17 protein-coding genes and 1 other annotated feature are annotated in these 23,588 nt (G+C 34.4%); all 17 genes read right to left on the reverse strand.

Annotation, left to right across the window (positions count from 1 at the left end):
- Positions 1–236 precede the first annotated feature (236 nt).
- Positions 237–1,403: a pyridoxal phosphate-dependent aminotransferase gene (locus BVF91_RS09260; protein WP_085113127.1), complete on the reverse strand. Its 1,167-nt coding sequence runs from the start codon at positions 1,401–1,403 to the stop codon at positions 237–239.
- 391 nt (positions 1,404–1,794) lie between these two features.
- Positions 1,795–2,967 (reverse strand): sugar ABC transporter permease, encoded by a 1,173-nt coding sequence (locus tag BVF91_RS09265; protein WP_085113128.1) that lies wholly within the window; start codon positions 2,965–2,967, stop codon positions 1,795–1,797.
- Positions 2,968–2,986: 19 nt separating this feature from the next.
- On the reverse strand, positions 2,987–4,486 hold the full coding sequence (locus tag BVF91_RS09270; protein WP_206199045.1) for an ATP-binding cassette domain-containing protein: 1,500 nt from the start codon (positions 4,484–4,486) through the stop codon (positions 2,987–2,989).
- A gap of 120 nt (positions 4,487–4,606) precedes the next feature.
- Positions 4,607–5,782, reverse strand: coding sequence for a sugar ABC transporter substrate-binding protein (locus BVF91_RS09275; RefSeq protein ID WP_085113130.1), 1,176 nt, complete (start codon positions 5,780–5,782; stop codon positions 4,607–4,609).
- 177 nt (positions 5,783–5,959) lie between these two features.
- Entirely contained in the window at positions 5,960–6,946 is a 987-nt protein-coding gene (locus BVF91_RS09280; protein ID WP_502688657.1) for a sugar ABC transporter substrate-binding protein, read from the reverse strand.
- Positions 6,947–7,016: 70 nt separating this feature from the next.
- The gene (locus BVF91_RS09285) at positions 7,017–8,612 is read right to left on the reverse strand and encodes a response regulator (RefSeq protein ID WP_085113131.1); all 1,596 of its coding nucleotides are present in this window, start codon (positions 8,610–8,612) and stop codon (positions 7,017–7,019) included.
- Positions 8,609–10,114, reverse strand: coding sequence for a sensor histidine kinase (locus tag BVF91_RS09290; RefSeq protein WP_085113132.1), 1,506 nt, complete (start codon positions 10,112–10,114; stop codon positions 8,609–8,611). Before BVF91_RS09290 ends, BVF91_RS09285 begins: the two co-directional genes overlap by 4 nt.
- Before the next feature lie 11 nt (positions 10,115–10,125).
- Positions 10,126–11,133, reverse strand: a complete 1,008-nt coding sequence (locus BVF91_RS09295; protein WP_085113133.1) for a substrate-binding domain-containing protein — start codon at positions 11,131–11,133, stop codon at positions 10,126–10,128.
- A 142-nt stretch (positions 11,134–11,275) separates the two neighbouring features.
- Positions 11,276–11,803 carry a tryptophan transporter gene (locus BVF91_RS09300; protein ID WP_085113134.1) on the reverse strand — a complete coding sequence of 176 codons (528 nt, stop codon included), beginning with the start codon at positions 11,801–11,803 and terminating at the stop codon, positions 11,276–11,278.
- Between the two features lie 54 nt (positions 11,804–11,857).
- Positions 11,858–12,089: a binding site (T-box leader), on the reverse strand.
- Between the two features lie 134 nt (positions 12,090–12,223).
- Positions 12,224–12,388: a hypothetical protein gene (locus tag BVF91_RS13295; protein ID WP_013788773.1), complete on the reverse strand. Its 165-nt coding sequence runs from the start codon at positions 12,386–12,388 to the stop codon at positions 12,224–12,226.
- An 89-nt stretch (positions 12,389–12,477) separates the two neighbouring features.
- The gene (locus BVF91_RS09305; protein ID WP_085113135.1) at positions 12,478–14,706 is read right to left on the reverse strand and encodes an alpha-galactosidase; all 2,229 of its coding nucleotides are present in this window, start codon (positions 14,704–14,706) and stop codon (positions 12,478–12,480) included.
- A 13-nt stretch (positions 14,707–14,719) separates the two neighbouring features.
- The gene (locus BVF91_RS09310) at positions 14,720–15,337 is read right to left on the reverse strand and encodes a hypothetical protein (protein WP_240495867.1); all 618 of its coding nucleotides are present in this window, start codon (positions 15,335–15,337) and stop codon (positions 14,720–14,722) included.
- A gap of 98 nt (positions 15,338–15,435) precedes the next feature.
- Positions 15,436–16,215, reverse strand: coding sequence for a 2-dehydro-3-deoxy-D-gluconate 5-dehydrogenase KduD (gene kduD / locus BVF91_RS09315; protein WP_085113137.1), 780 nt, complete (start codon positions 16,213–16,215; stop codon positions 15,436–15,438).
- A gap of 14 nt (positions 16,216–16,229) precedes the next feature.
- The gene (gene kduI, locus BVF91_RS09320) at positions 16,230–17,060 is read right to left on the reverse strand and encodes a 5-dehydro-4-deoxy-D-glucuronate isomerase (RefSeq protein ID WP_085113138.1); all 831 of its coding nucleotides are present in this window, start codon (positions 17,058–17,060) and stop codon (positions 16,230–16,232) included.
- 86 nt (positions 17,061–17,146) lie between these two features.
- Entirely contained in the window at positions 17,147–18,136 is a 990-nt protein-coding gene (locus tag BVF91_RS09325) for a LacI family DNA-binding transcriptional regulator (protein ID WP_085113139.1), read from the reverse strand.
- 261 nt (positions 18,137–18,397) lie between these two features.
- Entirely contained in the window at positions 18,398–19,357 is a 960-nt protein-coding gene (locus tag BVF91_RS09330; protein WP_085113140.1) for an Ig-like domain-containing protein, read from the reverse strand.
- Positions 19,358–19,476: 119 nt separating this feature from the next.
- Positions 19,477–23,472, reverse strand: a complete 3,996-nt coding sequence (locus BVF91_RS09335; RefSeq protein ID WP_085113141.1) for a glycosyl hydrolase 53 family protein — start codon at positions 23,470–23,472, stop codon at positions 19,477–19,479.
- Positions 23,473–23,588 lie beyond the last annotated feature (116 nt).

A 23,588-nucleotide genomic window follows, 5' to 3' on the forward strand; every position in this document is an offset into this window, starting at 1 on the left:
CATAAAACATATACCAAATCTACGGTATTTTGGATATTTGTGTAAGATTGTAGATAGTTTATTTTTTACCTGTATTCTTACAATCCCTCCCGTAAGAAACATTCAATTTATTTGTTAAAATCTATATATCTTTTTGTCAAATTTTTGGTAATTTAATTGTTAAATCAATCTAAATGTTTTCTTTTCTATCGTGAAAAAATTTAAAACCCATGGACTTATATCCATGGGTTTTCTTCCTAAAATTCCTTCATAAACTCCCTTATCCTTTTTACCGCCTCTTTTAGATTTTCCATGGATGTGGCATAAGACATTCTTATGTATCCCTCGCCATGCTCACCAAATGCGCTTCCTGGCACTGCTGCAACTTTCGCCTCATATAAAAGCTTTTTGGCAAATTCCAATGAGGTTAGTCCAGTCTCTTTAATCGATGGAAATATGTAAAATGCTCCTTTAGGCTCAAAGCACTTAAAGCCCATATCAATTAAGCTTGCGTACAAAAATCTCCTTCTTTCATCGTATTTCTCCCGCATGAATTTCACATCATCATCGCCGTTTCTTAAAGCCTCCAAACCTGCGTATTGCGATTGGGTGGATGCTGACGTGACATCGTACTGATGTATCTTTGTCATGTGCTTTACAAAATACTCCGGTGCGGCTATATAGCCCAGCCTCCATCCTGTCATGGCATAAGACTTAGAAAAACCATTTATCAAAACAGTCCTTTCCCACATTCCAGGCAGTGATGCAAAACTTACATGCTTAAAGCCATCGTAAACCAGTTCAGAGTATATCTCATCCGTCACAACCAGCAAATCGTGCTTTAATACTACCTCAGCCAATTTCACCATTTCCTCATAAGGCATGACAGCTCCTGTTGGATTATTGGGATATGGCAAAATCAAAACTTTCGATCTATCTGTCACATACTTTTCTAATACATCTGCTTTTAAGACAAAGTTATCTTTTTCATATGTAGGGACAAAAACAGATTTGCCACCAGCCAATTTCGTACATGGATCGTAAGCCACAAATGACGGCTCAGGTATCAAAACTTCGTCACCATCTTCCACAAGAGTATTCAGTGCTATGTAAATAGCCTCCGTCGCACCGATTGTGACGAGTATCTCACCGTCAGGCTTATAATCTACATCGCAACTTCTTTTAAGATATTTTGATATCTCTTGCCTTAATTCTATAAGCCCAGCATTTACAGTATATCCTGTTTTGCCTTCTAATAATGAGGCATACGCTGCATCGATTATGTGCCTTGGTGTGACAAAATCCGGCTCCCCAATCGTCAGCGATATGGCGCCAGGCACTTCTTTTGCCATATTAAAAAAATACCTTATTGTAGATATCTCTATAGATTTTGCACGTCTTGAAACTCTATCTTCGAAACCCACCATGCTCCCCCACTTTCAATAAAAACTCTTTATTCAATTATAATACACAATTTCAACAATTTAAAGCATCATAATTTTTATCTTCTTTTTTATAGAAATATTTGTAAATGGTGAGATAACAAGAACACTATGTGCATTTTTTCACCAATCGCATAACGCCATTGCCAAACTTGGTATGGTTTGCTGCAAATGTAAAAAAGCACTACCGTGACTGAAAAAGTACAAAGTTAGGAGTAGAAAGACAAAAAGCATAGGCATACGCCAATATAAGAAAAGGCTACTGGAGAATATCCAATAGCCAAATACTCAAAACGATCATTATAAGTAAATACTTTGATGACGCTGAATAAAATAATTATTAAGCTCTACTCAATTGACTGACACCATTTAATCAGCCAACAGCTTGAGAACGACGTGTAAGGATGTCAAATACAACAGCTAAAACAAGTATTATACCTTGTATTACGTATTGAATAGAACTTCCAAGTCCCATTAAATCCATACCATTGGTTAGTGATACCATAACTAAAGCACCTATTAATGAGCCTGTAACTTTACCAACACCGCCGTTTGCAGAGCATCCGCCGATAAATGCACCGGCAATTGCCAAGAGCTCAAAACCTGTGCCTGCTGTCGGTGAAGCACTTTGCATTCTTGATGCAAAAAGTATTCCTGAAAGTGCAGTCAAAGTTTCCATAATAACAAATGTATAAATTAAAACATTTGCCACATTGATACCAGAAAGTTCAGCTGCTTCAGGGTTACCACCAACAGCATAAATGTGGCGTCCAAATGCTGTTTTATTTAATATCACCGTAAATATAGAAACAACTACAAAGACAATAACAAATGTCCAAGAAATACCATTATTCATCGCCAAAACAAGTATTAATGCTGCAATCAAGGCAACAACAAAAGCGATTTTAGCAATAAAGAAAGGCATAGGTAAAACTTCAAAATTGTATTTTTTCTTTGTGTTCCGAGCCTTAAACTGAAAATAAATAAACAATACTATACCAATTAAACCAATTACAAGAGTTGACACTGCAAATCCGCCAATTTTTCCGAAACTTGGTATAAAACCATTACCTATTTCATTAAAGAATTTATCAGTAATGTTAATTGTACCGCCTGCCTGAGTAGCGAATAGCAATAATCCATGGAAAGATATCATACCTGCAAGAGTTACGACAAACGCAGGTATACCAACCTTTGCAATCAGTACACCAAAGAACAAACCAATAACTGCACCTAAAGCCAGTACAATTAGTATTGCGAGAATAGCTGGAACATGATAATTCATCATCAATATTGCAGCTATAGCTCCTAAAAAGCCTGAAAGGAAACCGACTGACAAGTCAATTTGCCGAACAATAATGACAAGCGTCATACCAGTAGCTAACACTGCTATATAACCTGTTTGATTTATCAAACTTGATATATTATATGGAGAAATAAACGTACCATTAGTTAAAATAGTAAATAAAACAAAAATTACAGCTAATGCAATAAACATACCATAATCACGTATGTTTTTTCTAAGAATTACACCTAGTTCTTTCATAATATCCCTCCTCAAAATATCAGGCCGTAGCCATTTCCATAATTTTCTCCTCTGTTGCGTCCTTGGCGTCTATAACACCGGTCATAGTACCATTAGACATAACATATATCCTATCGCTCATACCCAATATTTCAGGTAACTCAGAGGAAATCATTATGATGCTCATACCCCTCTTAACAAGTTCATTCATAATTGTGTATATTTCAAACTTGGCTCCAACATCAATTCCTCGAGTTGGTTCATCCAAAATCAACAGATCTGGCAAAGTAAAAAGTCCTTTCGCTACTGAGACCTTTTGCTGATTTCCACCAGACAAAGTCCCAACAACTTGCTCGATAGAGCGTGCTTTAATATTTAACTCATTAAAGAACTTATTGGCAGCATTTACTTCTTCATGTTGATCAATAAAAAGCCCATTCAGTAACTGCTTGAGATTGGAAAGAGTTATATTAAATTTTATGTCTTGAATCAATACGAGACCATTCCCTTTTCTATCCTCTGTAACATATACAATTTTCTCTTTAATGGCTTTCTCAGGAGAACTTAAATGCTTTTTGACTCCATTAACGTATAATTCGCCTTTTATATTATAATGCTTTGTATTGCCAAAAATGCTTAGAGCCATTTCGGTACGCCCTGCGCCCATAAGCCCTGCAATACCAACAATTTCACCTTTGCGGACTTTAAAATTAATATTATGGAGAATTTCACGCCCTTTGCTTGGATCAAAAGCTGTCCAATTTTTCAATTCAAAGCATACATCTCCATATTTAACATCTTCCCTCTTTGGATAAATGTCTTCTATCTCTCTGCCAACCATATACTTAATTATTTCTTTTTCCTCAACTTTGCGTTTAGTAGCATCAATCGACGTAATTGTCTTTCCATCTCTTAAAACCGTGATTGTGTCGGCAATAGAGATAACTTCTTTTAATTTATGCGATATCATTATACATGTTATGCCTTGTTTCTTTAATTCTCTTAAGATTTGCAGCAAATTCTCACAATCAACTTCACTAAGCGCTGCTGTCGGCTCGTCTAAAATCAAAAGTTTAACGTCTTTACTTAAGGCTTTGCCTATTTCAACAAGCTGCTGAACCCCAACACCAACATCCTTAACTTTAGTTTCAGGATTAATATTTACGCGAATTCTTTTAAGCACTTCTTTGGCTTTAATAATCGTTTCATTCCAATCTATAAACGGACCTTTTTTGATTTCATGTCCCAAAAATATGTTTTCATAAATTGTGAGTTCCGGTATTAAAGCAAGCTCCTGATGTATTATGGCAATTCCTGCTTTTTCACTATCTTCAATACTTCTAAAATGTTGTTCAGTAGAATTTAAAATGATTCTTCCTGTAAATGTACCTGACGGGTAAACACCAGAGAGAATCTTCATCAACGTTGATTTCCCTGCGCCATTTTCACCAACCAAACAGTGAATTTCTCCTCGCTTAACTTTGAAGTTTACACCATCCAGTGCTTTAACGCCAGGAAATGTTTTTCCGATATTATCCATTTCAAGAATGTATTCAGCATCTTTCAAGAGTTTGCACCTCCTAAATTAAAGTCGAAGGGTATGATAAGCAAAAGTTTATCCTACCCTTCTAAATTGTATAGCGTAATAGTTAACAGTCAATTATTGTATTGGAGTAACTTTGCCGTTATCCAGTTTATACAATCCTGAAGAATTAATAACGCTTTCAGCATTATCCTTTGTAACGATAATCAAAGGAGCTTTTGTTGCAGGAACGTCTGCGCTGCCATTATTGTAAGTTGTTACGATACATGATGGTTTTGTATTATTATTGATAGAATCAACTATATCTTTAACGTCAGCAACAAGTTTTGCATCTGATTTCCAAACTGTCATGCTCTGCTTACCATCTAAGATGTACTGCAACGAAGCCTGTGTAAAGTCCTGACCTGTTGAGTAAATCTGAGTAACATCTTTGTCTGCTCTGAATGTATCTGTTATAGCACGTGATGTATCATCATTTGGAGCAAGAACATAAACAACGCCCTTCTGATCCGCCTTTGCTTTTGCTAAGTTAGCTTGTGCTAATGTCTTAGCAGTTGCTGGATCCCAGTTTGTTGTAATCTGACCTATAATTTGAGCTAATTGACTGTGTGTCAGTGTTGCTGTGTTTTTCAATGAATCAGCAATACTTGAATTTTCTATTACAAATGTACCATCAGCAATCTTTGGTTGAAGAACACTCCATGCACCCTGGAAGAATAAGAATGCATTGTTATCTGAAGGAGCACCTGCGTATAAATACAAGTGATTGCCTGTACCTTTAGCGTTATCAACTAAATATTGAGCTTGAGCTGCACCAACAGCTACGCTGTCAAATGTTACATAGTAGTCAACATTTGGTGTATTCATTATAAGTCTGTCATAAGAAATAACCTTGATACCTTTACTATGAGCCTCATTTACTTCAGCCGCTGCTGCAGTTGCATCCTGAGGAACGATAACAAGAACCTTTACACCTTTAGATATAAGACTTTCAACATTTGTTTTTTCAGTAGCGGTATCTCCGTTACTATAAAGAATTGTAGCACCTGGCAATGCTTGTTCGAATTGCTTCTGTGCCATTGGCCATCTTGATTCAGCTTTTGTTGGAAGCACTATACCAACATTTGAATACTTACCTGTACTATTTGAGCTTGTATTGCTTGAACTCGTATTACTTGAACTTGTATTGCTTGAGCCTGTGCTGCTTGAGCTTGTGCTATTTCCACAACCTGCAAATGCAAAAGTTGCAAAAACCATCAAAGCAACCACAAGCCATAACCTAAATGTTTTCATAAATACTATCTCCTTTCTGTTGTTTATATTTTCGCTATATATATTCTACAAACATCTTTATTTCGCCTCTAAACCATTTTTTGTTTTCGTTCATTTTTTTGCTTTAAATAATTTTATTTGAAATTTTATCTGGATTATTTTATGACAAAAAAATAAAGGCTTTAAGCCTTAAAAAAATCAATTGGTATATCTGTACACATCGTCGCGGCTATGAAAGCCATCTTTAATCACAGTATCGTCTATGTTAGTCTTGTCAACCGCTATTGGTTCCAGCTTGTAATATGGAACATTGTACTTCCCATCGTAAATCGTATTGCTTACGTTTAATTTCTCCCCTTTTGCCAATTTCACTGCCAACTTCGCCGCATCTCCAGCAAGTTTATCAATTGGCTTGTATATAGTCATAAGCTGAGTACCCTCTATTATTCTCTGACATGCAGCAAGGTCAGCATCTTGCGCCACAACAGCCACCTTGCCTGCCAGCCTGTGTTCTGACAATGCTTCAATTATGCCATTTGCCAATCCGTCGTCACCTGCAATTATTGCATCTATCTTATAATTTTCCTGTATATATTTTTCAGTAGATTGAAATGCGTATTCTGACATCCAGTTTGGAGACCATTCCTCTCCTAATATGCGTATGTCTCCGCTTTTAACCTTTGGAAGCAATACGCTGTCATACCCTTCTTTAATCATCTTTGTGTTGTTGTCATTTGTCGCACCATTTATTATGAGATAATTGCCTTTTGGATACCTTTTAATAAGATATTCTGCCATTAGCTTTCCGACCTTTACATTATCAAATGAAATATATAAATCTACATCTGAATTTAAGACAAGCCTGTCGTAGGAAATAACCTTGACACCTGCTTTTTTAGCCATCTCCACCGCTGCAGAAGCTTTCTTAAGATCGTTTGGAACAATGACAAGCACGTCAATCTTCTTGTCCAACAAATATTTCACTTGCTTTAGCTGATCCTCGTCATCATTGTTTGCATTTTGCACAAAAACTTCTGCTCCCAACTCTTTCGCTTTTGCCATGAATATATCCCGATCCTTTACCCATCTTTCTTCTTTTAAAGTACCAAGGGAAAATCCTATCTTTATCGCATTTTTATCACTTGTATCGTCAACATATTTGCTAGCTTCATAATATTTGTAAATCCTGTTCCCTAATAACACCAGAAGAACTAGCAATATCAACGTAAGCAACACTAATATCACATCTCTTGGTTTAATTTTCAAACGCAACACCTCCTTTTGATACTCTATTTTTGTAATCCGTAGGAGTCATGCCTGTCTCCTTTCTAAATATCCTGCTAAAATAGTTAGGATCATTGTATCCTACCTTAAAGCAAACCTCCTTTACACTTATGGTTTCGTCCTGCAAAAACTCTTTCGCCTTTTCTATTCTTACTCGAGTGATGTAATCAACAAAATTGCACTTTGTCTCTTCTTTAAACATCTTGCTGAAATAGTGATAGCTTATGCTTAGCATCTGGGCCACATCATAAAGTTTTACCTCCTTATGGTAATTTTTATTTATATAATCAATAGCCTTCGCAATAAGTCCCGTGTAGTATTTCTCCCTATTTCTGTGCAATTTCGTTATAACGTTTGATATAAATTTTGAAAACATATCTTTTAGGCTATCTATTTCGTCGGTCTTTAAAATATCGATAATCAAATTTTCTTCTAATACTGACGTAACATCACAGTACGTGTTGATTTTAGTCATAACTTCAATAAGAAGGCTAAAGACCTTCGATTTAATCTGTTCTACACTACCTTCATAGTTATGTTGCAATTTTTGAAAAATGCTGTTGACATTAATTAAAGCTCCGTCAATGCTATTGGATATGATATTTTCTACAAGCTCAGCCGTATCATAATTTAAACCAAGTTCTTTTGCTTCAGATAGCTTAATGTCGTCGAAATGTGTTATAGCGTCAGAACCTGTCTTTATGGCAAATAAAGCTTCATCATATGACTTCGAAAAATAAGCTGTCTCATATGGTCTGCCTATACCTATTCTGACTCCTATCTCGAGGTTTCTCATTTCTTTTAAAATCATTTCGCAAAAGCTAATTGAATCATTTTTAATTATATATAGATCATCATAAGCTACTGTAGGAACATAGACTATTATCCTGTCAAGCAAAATAGTTGCAAGGCAATCTTTTAAACTTTTTATATATTCTTTAAGGTACATCAGATTTTCGTGCACTTTAACATTTCCCATAAAGATATCCGAATCTGTGCTATCTTTATCAAGCAAGACGACTACGGCAAAACCCATATCTAATTTAATATTAAATATATTTCCATAAAAATCAATATCTTCCTGCTTAAAATTAGACGATGATAAGGAATATATCATTTCATTTTCAATATAAGGCAGTATCGCTGTCATTTTTTCCTTCATTTCCAATTCTTTTGCCATATCTTCGCGCTTTTTTTCTATCAATCTTTTGACTTTTTTGACGGTATCTATGACCTTGTTTTTATTTAGTGGTTTTAAAAGGTAGTCTACTACATCTAGGTTTATTGCTTCTTTTGCATAGTTGAAGTAATCATAAGCTGTGATTATGACAAACTCTATATCATTGTGGCTTTCCTTAATTCTCTTAATTGCCTCTATGCCATCTATGCCAGGCATTCTTATGTCCATGAATACAACATCAGGCTTTAACATGTGAGCTTTTTCTATGGCTTCTCTTCCCGATTTTGCAAAACCTACAACTTCCACATCTTCACAGTTATTATCAATGATAAATTTTACAGAATCCACCACTATCTGCTCATCATCTGCTATAAGTATTTTTATCATGCTGCACTACCCCTTCCATCAGGAATCTTTAAAGTCACCCTTGTTCCATATCCTATGCGGCTTTCTATCTCTATGACATCACTTATATTGGGCTTATTGTAGTATAGCCTTAAGCGGTTTATCACATTGTGCATTCCAATGCCTGTGACATGCTTATTCTCATCATTGTCAGGATCATCCGCAGCCAGAATCTTCTCAATACTTTCCTTAGGCATTCCCATACCGTCATCTATGACATCAATATGAATACTTTCTCCTACTCTTTTAATCTCTATCTTTATATGGCCATCTCCATCCATGTCTTCTATACCATGAATGAATGCATTTTCAACAACAGGCTGAACAATTGTACAAGGCACCTTTACATCTAAAAGTTTCTCATCTATGTCCGCCTGAAATTCCACCTTATCGCCAAATCTTGTCTTTAGAATGTACATGTAATTAAACACATTGTCTATTTCTTCTTTCAGCGTAACTGGTTTATCAAGTTTTCTAAGATTGTACCTAAAAAGATCCGCCACCTTTTCTATAAATTCAGATGATTTTTCTGCGCCTTCCATCATAGCGATTTGTGATGCGGCATTTAAAGTATTAAATAAAAAATGTGGATTTATCTGGGACTGAAGTGCCTTCAACTCCGATTCTCTCAAGATATTTTTCATCTTAAGGTTCTGCATCTCTTGTTCTTTAAGACGCTTTTCTACTTTAACCTGCATTTTTATCTCATCTATATAATTTTTAATGTTAGTAACCATATTGTTAAAAGCATCAGCCAAGATATTAACTTCATCGTCTGTCTTTATTTTAATTGGATCTATGTCAAAATCTCCTTTTGAAATCCTCATTGCTGTGTCAGATAACTCTGAAATCGGCTTTGTTATCCTATATGTGTATATAATCGCTAACACGATATTTAAAACCACAGATATAACTATCAGAAAAATATTTAAAAAGCTTATAAAAACCATATTCTTAGATATTTTGTTGTACTTTATCGTACCTTCTTGAAGTTTATTGTACATTAAATTATTGATGTACAATTTTATATAATCATTTATTTTATTTGCTCTTGTGAAATACTCTATATATTCGCTACTTATTCTGCCTCTCTTGGCATTTACAGCTTTATCTGTCTCAGATAGAAGGCTTATTATCATATTGCCAATGTCCTTTTGCATGAGGCTGTCATTATCATATGTTGCTATGCTTATCATGTCTTCAGCACTATTGTTTAGCTTGTTGCTAATGGTGTAATAATTTAGAAGCGAATCGGAAGATTTTGTAGAAAGATACTTTTCAACTTCTGTTTCCAGAGAATTTATGTCGTTGTTAAGGCTGTTTAAGTAGACATAATCAGTAAAAATAGACTTTAACCTGTCTATTACAATTTTCGCATTATAATAAGAGTATATGCTTGTAATCCCCATAATAAGTGTAGTTATCAAAAGATGTGCAAATATTTTTCTTCTTATACCTTTAAACTGAAATAAACTCTTATTCACCATAACACCTACTAATCTTTTTGTTTTATCTTATCCTCATACTCTTTTACATTGTTTTTAGTTATTATATTTACTCCTGTGTCTATAAAAGTAGAAACATCGTTATTTTTTTTGATCTCAATCATGGCTTTAATGCTTTCATAACCCATCTTATATGGATCGCTCACCACTGTACCATAAATTATGCCTTTGTCAACGTACCTTAATATATCAGGTGTATCTCCATATCCAACTATAGATATTTCACCTACCTTGCTGAAATCCACCACCACTTGTGCGGCACCAATTGTATCCACAGAATCTGTAATGTACAAAGCATTTATACCATCGTTGCTATTTATGATGGATTGAGTTATTTCTTCTGCACTTAAAGCACCTAACTGTGACGTATATACCTTTGAAACTTTCATACCCGGTACACTGTTTATAATGCTTAAGAATCCATTCAGTTTTAAGTTCTGGCTTGTTGTATCATTTCCTACATCATTGCTCATGATAACAGCTATATTGGCTTTGCCTCCTGTAGACTGTTTCATAAGCTTTCCAGCTTCTTCTCCCAAAATAAAGCTGTTGGCACCTACAAAAGACTTCCTTTTGCTGTCTTTTAAATCATTTTCAATTGTAACAACAGGTATATTGTTTGCATAAGCTTCATCTATCAGCGTATTGAAGTCCCCATCATATGAAACATGTGTTATAATACCATCTACTTTTGATAAAACTGCTATATCGAGAAACTCCAATTCTTCGTTAAGATTATTAAACTTTGGAGCATTAAATTCGACAGCGACGTTATAGTATTTTGCAGCATCTTCCGCACCTTTTTGCACTTCCTTCCAAAACGGATCCACCGAATTTTGTGCTACTAAATAAAAGTGATATAATGGTTTACCTGCTAAAACAGGTTCCTCGATCTGCTGAAATTTATATAAAAAAATGCTTAATACTGCAATTAGCGTTATCAATATCAATATTATATTTTTCTTAAAGAAATTAAAGATGCTATGCAACGTTTTCATAATTATTTCTTGCCCCCTACCCCTAAATATTACAACAGGGATTGAAATTTTTCAATAGTCACATATTAAGTCAATGTCACACAATATTTTATTCTACAAAAAACAAAAAATCCTCTTTCGAGGATTAATATATGTCAAAGTGCTATTTATTTATAGCAAGTGTGGACTTGGAGACTTTCTTTATGATGTAGTATCCAATGACAGTAACTATAGTATTTACTACTGCTGTAGGTATTACAACCGTCAACATCAGTAAATAAAATGGTCCTGGAAGCCCTGCTACAAGTGAAACAACTCCTAAAAAAACAGAACCTGAAATGATTGTCCCTATGATACCAACTACTCCAGCGATAATTCCTTCATTTACTCTATTTCTCAACACTTTAAGCATCAAAATTATGATTGTTGCTGTGACAAGTTTATCGATTGGATTTGCAATCTGACCTCCAGGCATAGATCCTGTCAATGCCGTCAATATTCCTGCGATGATCGCTGTTACATAATTGATTTTTAGATCGTCAACGATCATCAGTGATATGAAAAGCATTGAAAGCATAAAATCTGGTCTCATATTTAACATGAAAGCAGGTGTGATAAAATGCAGTACTACACCAATAGCCATAAGCAGTGCGCAAAGTACAAACTCCCTCAATGTCTTTCTTGTATCCACACTCTTCACCTCCCTCCTTAAAAAAATGCAAATTAAAAAGCCTTCCACCCCAAATGTAGGGGCGAAAGGCTACGCTTCCACGGTGCCACCCTTCTTAAGACAATATGTCTTATCTCTAAGCACACCAACATGTGCATCACATATAACGGTGTTTACCGGCTCGGCTACTACAGTTCACCTCGCATCTCACAGGCCCATTCGCTAAAGCTATAATAATCAGGCTCACACCATCCCTGACTCGCTTGTATTAGTCGCTTAAGCTACTATTCCTGATCATCGAAAAATCTTTTACTTTTTTATCATTATACAGCAATAAAATTGATTTGTCAATCATTTTTTAAATTTTTGGACAATATTCGCATTTGAAATTTTATTGCAATAAAAACAATCTCCTCAGCAAAAAACTGAGGAGATATTGTGCTATCTTTGCACTGTCGGCCTAAACATGTCTAAAACTCCTAATACTACGTGAGCCAATCCAAAGCCAGTGATTCCAGCACCCAGCATTCCACCTGTCATAAGTCCCGCAGCCGTTACAGCCGCTCCAACGCCAGTAACAACCCAACTCGTAGTTCTTCCATTCATAATATGCGCCTCCCCAATCAATATTGTTTGTAAAAAAAGAAAAAAATATGACTGGAAAGGAAGTTTTAAAATAAAAATTTTTATTATTGTTATTCAGCTTTTATCACATAAATCTTTGATCTAAAATCTGCACTATCACCTTTATCTCTATTAAATATTTCAAGATAAAAATTATCTAAAGGTAATCCAGAATACATCAATTCATCACCATAATAACATTCTGAACTACCTACAATTCTATACAAATACTTTGTATTAAGTCCCTTAAGACGCAATTTTTTTAAACCTTGATTTGGTTGTGCTAATACTTGATAATATCCTATAATTGCTTCTTTAAGATCCTCAGAAACAACCATCCATGATGTTATATTTCCATCACCTTCAAAAGGACTATTTATTCGATAAAAAGTTCCTTTGTGAATTAATTCTCTATACTTTTTGAAAAATTTTACTTGTTGTCTTATCTTTTCTTTCTCTTTATCCGTTAGTTTATTCAAATCAAGTTCATAACCAAATGTACCAAAATAAGCCACATTAGCTCTTGTTTCTATTGGAGTAATTCGACCTACTTGATGATTAGGTACATCCGAAACATGTGAACCAATAGAATTTATTGGATAGCAAATAGAAGTACCATACTGTATTTTTAATCGCTCAATTGCATCTGTATTGTCACTTGCCCATGCCTGAGGTGCATAATAAAGCATTCCTGGATCAAATCTACCTCCACCACCAGCACAAGATTCAAACAATACATCTGGAAATTCAGATGTCAACCTTTCATAAAGAGAATATACTCCTAATATATATCTATGAAATACTTCTCCTTGCCTTTCTGGAGGAAGCACAACAGAATATGGTTCTGTAATATTTCTATTCATATCCCATTTTACATAAGAAATAGGTGCTTCCCGCAATATTTTTGATATCATTTCATATATGTAATTTACGACTTCATTTCTTGAAAAATCAAGGACATACTGATTTCTACCGTGAGAGACTTTTCTTCCTGGCACTTTGATTATCCAATCCGGATGTTGTTTAAAAAGATTACTATCTTCATTAACCATTTCTGGCTCAATCCAAAGTCCAAACTTCAGCCCCATTGCCGTTATCTTATCCGCTAAGCCTTTAATACCATTTGGAAGCTTTTCTCTATTTTCATGCCAATCACCAAGAGAAGAAGAATCATCATTTCTATTTCCGAACCATCCATCATCCAATACAAAAAGTTCTATTCCTAATTCCTTTGCTGCTTTCGCAAGTTCCAATATTTTTCCTTCATTAAAATCAAAATAAGTAGCTTCCCAATTATTAATCAGTATCGGGCGAATTTCATCTCTATATTTCCCTCTTACTAGTCTATTTCTATAAAGTTTATGAAAAATTTGACTCATGCCATTTAATCCTTTATCAGAATAAACCATAACGGCTTCAGGTGTCTGGAAGCTTTCGCCAGAATCTAAAACCCAGCCAAAATTAAAAGGATGTATACCCATAATAACGCGTGTCACATTGTCATAGTCAACTTCTACCTGCGCAAGAAAATTCCCACTATATATTAGGTTAAATCCAAATACTTCACCTTCAAATTCTGTAGTCCAAGGACGTTTTAAAGCTATAAACGGATTCTGCTGAGCGCTGCTTGCACCTCTTATGCTCGATACAGATTGTATTCCCGGTTGAAGTTTGCGATGTTTAATGTATCTCTCTCGTGCCCATGCGCCTGATAAATGAAGCATATCGTAATCAGCATCTGGCAAATCAATGCTCATGCTCATTGCTCTCATCAATTTTAACTTCTGTTTTCCATTGTTTGTAAATTTAGCACTTCTTGTTATTACTGCATACTCTTCAAAAATTGTATATATTAATATTAGATCCATATTAATTAGACTATCTTTTAGCCATATCTCCAGTGTTAGTGCTTCAGAATCATTTTCAGTGTAAGTTGAGGGAAGCCCATCAAGTTTTGGCTTTCCGTTGTATATTTTATGATTTTGATACTCAAAATTCGTTATTATACTCCCATTTTCCTGCTTTACTTGATATGCAGGCTCTCGAAAATCAGTCGTTCCATAAGATGGATATTCTTGTCTTAACAAGTCTAAAGAAAACTTAAAATCGTCTTTAAAAACATACGCGGTATATGCTCTTGGCAATACATTCATAAGATGCCCAAAAGATTCTCTATGATTTAATCGCTTCCCAAAATATAAATGTCCAAGCTGATTATTTTTCATTATCTTTATTATATAGCTTATATAATCGTTCTGTAGATGAAATTCTCTTTCTGTTTCATTATAGTATATTTTCACTTAACCCACCTTCTTATTCGACTTTTACCATTACATTTTTTTCTCCTAAAGACCTAGACCTTACTTTTATATTAATTACACCCGATTCATTTATAGTTTCAACCCAAAATGCTATTGCCCCACCTATAAGTGCTACTTCATTTGGCCCCTGAAGCTTCGCAGGTCCTTCTATTTCTATTTTAATTACTTCATTAATAAATGGCAAAAGATTTCCGTACTGATCAAGTATTTTTACTACAATTCTAGTTGCATCTTTTTGAGAAGCATCAAGCAAAAAATCATCTGGCATAACACACAATTCAGTTGGGACAGGTTCGGTTGAGTATTTTTTTTCGATAACCACATTATTTTTATAAAATCCTCTTAAATATAAGTCTTCCCATTTCATGCCCCAAGAACCTACTTCTTCAGGCTTTATAATTGAATAATCTATTATCACTGGTGGATATGGTATACCTTTATATTCGTCTTTTTTCGGATATATTTTATCTATTTTTGTCTTACTGCCATATTGCAACTCAATATAATCACAATTAGTAAATATAACAAGCGGTATAACACCACCGATACTTCTTTCGCCTCTAGCCCAAAATGTCACAGGTTCCAATACAGGTTCTACATCTGGAGACACCTGTGATTTATATACATATGACGCAAACTTATTGTTAATTAAAAATTTTTATAAAGCGTATTAAAAAAAGCACGGCACTTTGCCATGCCATTTTCCTATCACCTTACAAGCCAGCCGCCATCGACAGCCAATACGTGTCCGTTTACATAGTCTGAAGCTTTACTTGCCAAAAATACTAAAGCTCCCATTACATCAGACGGATGACCCCATCTTCCTGCAGGTATCCTTGAAAGTATCTCGGCATTTCTGCTTTCATCTGCTCTTATTGGGGCTGTATTGTTGGTTTCAATATATCCTGGGGCTATTGCATTTACCTGTATGTTTTTATCCGCCAATTCATTTGCAAAAGCCCTTGTAATTCCCACGACACCATGCTTTGATGCCGTATATGCCGGTACAAATTTTCCGCCTTGGAATGAAAGCATCGAAGCTATGTTTATGATTTTTCCACTACCTTGTTTAGCCATTACCTTAGCCACTTCATGGCTTAAATAATACACTGCATTTAGATTAATATCTAAAACAGCTTTCCAATCTTCGTCTTTATAATCAAGTAGAGGAGACCTTTTTATTGTACCTGCATTGTTTACAAGTATGTCTATCTTCCCATAAACCTCAAGACATTTGTCTACAACTGCATTTATATTCTCTCTGATCGATAAATCTGTCTGAAAGAACTCTACCTTTCTCCCTTCTTTTTCGATAAGATCTCTCGTTTCATCAAAGCGGTCATTATGGGTAACTATAAATAAGTCAGCTCCGGCTTTCGCCAATGCCAGCGCATATCCTTGTCCTAATCCTGTATTCCCACCTGTCACAATTGCTACTTTTCCGTCTAATCTGAAAAAGTCCATTGAAAAGTCATTAATGCTAAACATAATTAACCCCTTCCTCATCTTAGATCTTTTGTAGGTATAGTATCCATATCGGTGAATGTCTGATTCTCGCCTACCATTCCCCATATAAATGTGTAATTCTTTGTACCTACACCTGAGTGAATCGACCAACTGGGTGATATAACCGCTTGCTCATTTTTGACGACAATATGTCTTGTCTCATTTGGTGTGCCCATAAAGTGAAATACAACATTATCTTCGTCCATATTGAAATAAAGATAGACTTCCATCCTTCTGTCATGGGTATGGCACGGCATTGTATTCCATATACTACCAGGTTCTAATATGGTCATGCCCATGACTAATTGACAGCTTTGGCATACCGCAGGGTGGATATACTGATTTATCGTTCTCTTATTGCACTCCTCGTCAGTGCCTGCTTTCACTTTATTTGCATCGTTTAAACCTATTTTAACTGTAGGATAACTCTTATGGGCTGTAGCGCTATTGATGTAAAACTTTGCAGGTTTTGAAGCATCTGCACTTTCGAAGCTTACTTCCTTTACCCCCATGCCTACATACAGGCCATCGCTATTTTTCAGCTCATACTTTTTGCCATCTAAATTCACGATGCCCGTTCCGCCTATATTAATTATGCCCATCTCTCTTCTTTCCAAAAAATAATCTGTCCCTAATTCTTTGCTTGTCTCAAGGCGAAGCACCTCATTTATCGGTACAACGCCTGCCACAATTATCCTATCTACATGGCTGTAGATCATATTAATCTTACCTGTCTCGAATGGATTTTCAATTAAAAAATGTCTTCTCAATTCAGATGTATCATAGTGCTTAACGTCTTCATAATGAGTTGCATACCTTATCTCCATAAAAATCCCTCCCGATTTTTCTGTTACCGTTAACGTAACATCTAAATAAAGTATACTCTTTATTTTGGAAATAGTCAATGACACTATCAACTTTCCCTTAAAGATTTTCTTACCACAAGCTGTGGTTTGAGAATTATTTTCTTCGAAATTGTCGCGCCGCCTGTTAATAGATTCAACATTGTTTCTGCAACTACTTTCCCCATTCGACTTCCATTTTGATCCACCGTAGTCAATGGAACAGGTAACATAGACGATTGCTGAATATTGTCATACCCTGCAATACCTATATCATCTGGTATTTTAATATTGTTTAAATAACAATATTTTATGACTCCTAAAGCAACGGTATCATTTATCGCAAATATACTGTCAACGCCTTTTTCAATTAGAACTTTTGCCAAGTTAAATCCATCATCAAATGTAGCATCACTTTCTAAGATAATATCCCTCTGATATTCCATGTTATTTTCCGCCAGCACATCTTTGTATGCTCTCAACCTTTCATTTGAAGCACTGGAGCTTGTTGGTCCAAGTATAACCCCAATCTTCTTGAATCCTTGTTTTACCATGTGTCGTATTATCTCTGATGCTCCATGATAGTTATCATTGCCGACAAAGTTTGCATTAAGCCCATCCACATAATTATCTGCCATAACAAGTGGTACTTCCTTTAAAATTTTTTCATAATCTTCTTTCTTTGGCTTTACAGGGAAAATAATTATACCGTCAACTCTGCCTCCTGCCAAAAAGTCGAGATACCTTTTTTCCTCTTCTTTTTTTCTGTCGCTATTGCAAAGCAAAAGCCCATAACCATGAAGGCTTAGATATGAGCTGACGCCTTTGCTTACCTGTGAATAATATTGATTTGTTATATCAGGTATAATGAGCCCTATCATGTTGGTTTTCTTTGTGACGAGGCTTCTGGCAGCAAAATTAGGCCTGTATCCTAATTCTTCACAAGCTTTCAATATTCTTTCTTTCGTTTCTTTTGATATTTGACCGCTGTTATTCAATGCTCTCGATACAGTCATGGCTGAGACTCCACAGTATTTTGCTACATCTCTTATGTTAACCAAACCAATCCACCCTTTTTTGATTTTATTTATATCTTTAATATATTTTCAAAAATTTGCATTATAATTCGTATAATAATGATAAATAAAACATACATAACTAAATAATTATTACCATAATATTAATTATAATTGTTTTCTTACATATTGTTAATATGCCACAAGTGATTATATAGCAGTAAATATTATTATTAACAAAAAAGGAAGGTTATTATATATACCTTCCTTTTCCTAAAAAATAAATAGATAATTGATAGCCAAATTTCAAAATATTTGCTGTGCTATTATTTTAAGATCTTTCAAATCAACTATTCCATCATTATTAATATCAGCTAAACTTGCACTTTTCCAATTAGAATCGCTCGATTCTATTTGATAGTAATATGTTGCAATAGCTAAATCCCCAATATCAACAATACCATTGCTATTTAAATCCATAGGTTTATAGTTAACCGTAACAATTGCTTGAGCTTTATATACCGAATCATCGACTGTCCCATAAACGTTAAATGATTGTATATGCTGATAATCTATTGGATCAACCGCATCCCAAGTTACATTCACTTGCCTAGTAGAACCATCACTGTATACTGCTGTTACAGTAGTAGGAAGTTGAGGTGGATTGTTAATTATTGTACTTACATTTATAGGCTTTATAGATGATATTGTAAGTGGTGTATTTGATTCACCCGCCACAGTAAATGAAAAATCATCAAACGTACCCCAATAAGACCCATTCGTTTCTACTTGAATTCCTATTGTACATGTTCCTGTAGTAACATCTATATTATTAATTGAATATTGTACCCATTTCCCCCACCCTGTATTAATTATATTAGTCGTTATTTGTGCTCCACCATAATCGCTTGCAAATAATTGTATATTTGCATTGCCTTCAGATGGGTCACCTTCTGCATAGACTGTTAAAGAATATATGCCATTCGGTATATTTGAAATAGTTTGTGAGATTTTGAATGTATAACTTGAATTATAATAAATTGCAAGGGAATTATTACCCGATTTTATTTCTTCAGGCTTGCCAGAAGAATCAATAGAAGCTATATTACTTTGACTTTGAACAATAGTCCAATTGTCTAAACCAGATTCAAAACTAGAATTTTGCACAAAATTAACAGGATCAGCTTTTGCTTCATTTATTGGCATGTTAACAAAAATCAAAAAAACACCTATAAAAATGGAAAATATTTTTAGAATCTTATTCATAAATATTCCTCCTAATCACTTCATTTTATTTAATTAGAATCTATTTTATAAATTCTTACAAATATTTTAATCATGTAGTGCATAATAATTAAAATATTATGCACTACAAATTATATTAATCACTTTTCTAAGTCTTTTATTACATTATAAATAACTGCTGCAGCTTCTGCTCTAGTCGCATAATTTCTAGGGTCAATCTTATTGTTATCTTTACCATTTACTATACCTGATTTAACAAGTGTGGCAATACTTTCAACTGCATACTGTGATATATCATTTATATCTGTGAATTTATTTAAATCATAACTTGTTCCCGTTGAGTTTAATATGCCAAGCAACTTAAGAGCATTAGCAGTCATTACGAACATATCTTCTCTTTTAATAGGATCGTTAGGATCAAATTTGTTATCACCAACTCCTGAAACAATTCCAAGTTTTTTAGCTATTCCAACAGAATTATAATAGTAATTTAATGCCTGAATGTCACTGAAATTTTGATCGACTTTCGCAGTCAATCCAATGGCTGCCAAAAGCATAGTTATATAATCTGCCCTAGTTATCTTAAGATTCGGACTAAACAAGTTTTTTGATGTGCCATTAGTAACACCTTTAGATGCAAGAACCTCTATTGCATTTTGGGCCCAATTACCACTTATATCACTAAATGTTTTATGAATAAATGCTTCTACATATTTCCCTGAATGTGTTGTTCTAAATATCAATTCCCCTGATTTAGTACCATATATAGAGTTTGGTATCGGTGAAACTGAACCATTGTTATCAATATACAATGCAACAATATGATCCAAGTCTTTCAATTCCTCAGAAGTAGGTGTATAAGGAATCTCTATTACTACATGTGAATCAGGATTATTCCAAGAAATACTAGTACCATCTATCTTTATACTAAAGTCTATGCCTGCTCCAATCCTATCAAACTGTTTTAATTCATTTCTTAATTCTAACTTATCAATGTTTTTGAAGCTAAAAGTTATTTCTTTTGATTGTTTTATTTCATCTTCATTAAACATATTAGTCGGAATTATAGCTGTAGCACTCCCCATTGTAAGTTGAACTTCCTGCTTTTCATCATTTGATGCTAAAAACGGCGCTGGGAATATAATATCGTACTGTTTCAAGTCATCAAATTTAGGTATACTTATTACAACATTTTTTGTCCCATCTTCGCTGGTTTTAGCATTTTTCATAGCTCTGTTTAAATCGTCAACATTTAAAGATACTGTAGAAATACCGTTAACATAATCAATAGATGGCTTTACTGATATTTCTCCATCATTAACCAAATTATTTGTATTTCCACTATTGGTATTTGTTGTTCCTGTCCCATTTTCATCATTCCCAACATTTGCACTAATAATTTTTATGTTTGTACTTGTCAATTTAGGAAATATAATGTTGCCTTCTGGTGCTGTCCCTAATTGCGCACTTCTAATCATAATATAACCACTGGTAGATTGTAAGGTTTTTTTAGCATGTATAGTAAGCTTTATTATGTCATCATTTGTACCACTTAAGCCACCAATATCAACTCCTAAAATTTTAGCAATTCCTTGTGAATTATCATAATTACTATCTATAATCATCGAGTTCCCAACGTTATCTAAACTTAAAATTTCAAATACCCTAGGATCATAATTTAATATAATATCCTGGCTATATACTGCTTGAGAAACATCAGATATACTTACCTCTGCGGTAAAATCTTCCCCTGCAAACACCGAATTTGGTGACGATAATGTCATTGTCGCTGTTCCTTCTACAGCAATTGTATTACTTGACAGTGCGGCATCAATATAATTACTTCTGTCACTATTAGTTTGCAATTTAGCTTCTGAAATTGAAATATTACTATACGTTAATTGATCAATTATTTTTGCGTTAAATGTTAGACTAATTAAATTAGTGTCTGTTGTTAACCCTTTACTATTTACAGCATCAATTATAATAGTCCCTGGTGTTTCATTATATACCTTTGAAATTATAGTATTATCATCTGTTGCAGTAGCTTTTACAAAATCAAAAATTTGCGGATCATAATTTATCATGATTTCCTGTGCGTAAATTGTTTGTGATATATCTTTTAATCCATAACCAATATCAAATACATCACTACTATTTACATAAGAAGGTGTTGTCAAAACTGTTGATATCGGTCCACCAATCGGATTGCCAGAATCATCGACTTGAATAAGCTGTATATCATCAAAATTACCCCAATTACCACTATTCCCATTGATAGTTAACCCAACTGTAACTTGACCATTAGTCACTTTAATTAATGGAATAGTAGGATGTTGCCATACAAGCCATCCTGAATTATGCACATCTTCAGTTAATTTGGAACCACCATAATCACTTGCAAATAACTGTAAACTATTTTCACCTCCACCACCATCTACGTACGCACTTAATTGATAATATCCATTTTTTAGCCCAGTTATTGTTTGTGATATTGTAACTGTAAATGCATTATCACTCCAATAATTCAACGAATATTTACCTGAATGCGCATTAGCAGCATTTTTATCAATTTTTACTGCCGATGTATCTCCTGATACATTCCAATTTGTTAATGATCCATCTTCAAATCCTGGATTTTGCACATAATTTATTAAACTTGTTACCGCAACAGTAGCTATCGCTTTATATCTTATGCCAGAAACCGTACCTATTATAGTGAAGCTTCCCGGCTGAGCATATTTACTTGGATCAATATTTTCCCAAATAACTGATGCCGGTTTAACAGATCCATCATCATAGACTATATTTACAGTTGTTGGTAATACAGGTGCCTGGTTAACTGTTGTTGATACGTTTACGGGTTCTATAGACAATACTTGTGGAATTATAGTTCCTTGGTTACCTGATACAAGGTTAAAAACATCAATCGATGGCAATGCATTGCCATTAAAATCAAACAACGCTTGATTTTCCCACCCATCACCTTCACCTGTTTTCCATCCTGCTCCAACAACTGGAATCCAATCTGGTTCCCAATAAAAAACACCTAACCCTTTATTATTTGGAACCTGTGACACAGCCGCCATCACATCTCTAATTGCAGTAGCTTGTCCTTCAACTGATGCTTTGTATCCTCCAATTGCTTCTTCCTTGCTTCCAAAGTTATTTTCAGTATTATCAGCATTATTCAATGTATAAGCATATGCAGTTTCAGCAATAACAATATCTTTATTATATCTTTGACTTATATCATTGATATTATTTTTCAATTCATCAAGTGTTCCACTCCAATATGGATAATACGAAAGCCCTATAACATCAAAATCTGTAACTCCCTGATTGTAAATTAAATTATCAAAAAACGAGCGATAAAGCGCATTATTCCCTCCATTTGACAAATGTATCATGATTTTTATTTTTTTTTCTGGATCATTATTGTTTGGATCGTTATCTCTTACAGCTTTAATACCTTGCTGTAATAAAGCAGCAAGTCCGGAATATCCACCTGCTCCCTCTCCCGAAATCTCACCATCAGGCCATAAAATACCATTATCTATTTCATTTCCTATCTGAACCATATCTGGTAACACATTATTAGCTTTCATATCATTTATAACTTTAGCTGTAAAATCATATACATCTTCCTGAAGTTTCGTACCATGATCATTAGCCCAAGCTGCTGGCTTATTTTGCTTTCCAGGATCGGCCCAAAAATCACTATAATGAAAATCTAGCAAAAGCTTTAGTCCAAGTGCCTTAGCTCTTTTTGCCATTTCTATTGTTCTTTTTTCATCATTGTTACCTCCTCCCAATGGATTTCCACTAGAATCTACCGGATTATTCCAAATTCTAAGGCGAATCCAGTTAACACCATGATCTTTAAGAATTTGCAAAAGATCTTTTTCTACACCATTATCATAAAATTTGCCTCCACATTGCTCTATTTGAGATAGCATAGAAACATCGGCACCTTTTATAAAATCAGATCTAAGTCCTGGTATTGGGTTTACATAAAAGCTTGTATTAGTTTGTGATAAACTTATTTGTGATGAGCTTGCGTCTGCAAATGTTATGTTTGAAAAAATCATAGCTAGAATAATAATAAATACGATAATACCTTTTTTGTTATTCATTATTCTTCCTCCTCACGTTTTAAAATAAATTTAAATTATCAGCTATAAATAAGAAAATTATTTAAATACAATAAAAACAATCATTGTTTTTGTCAACCTAGTTATTTATAACAGAA

Source organism: Thermoanaerobacterium sp. PSU-2, assembly GCF_002102475.1.
In the GTDB taxonomy this organism is placed as follows: domain Bacteria; phylum Bacillota; class Thermoanaerobacteria; order Thermoanaerobacterales; family Thermoanaerobacteraceae; genus Thermoanaerobacterium.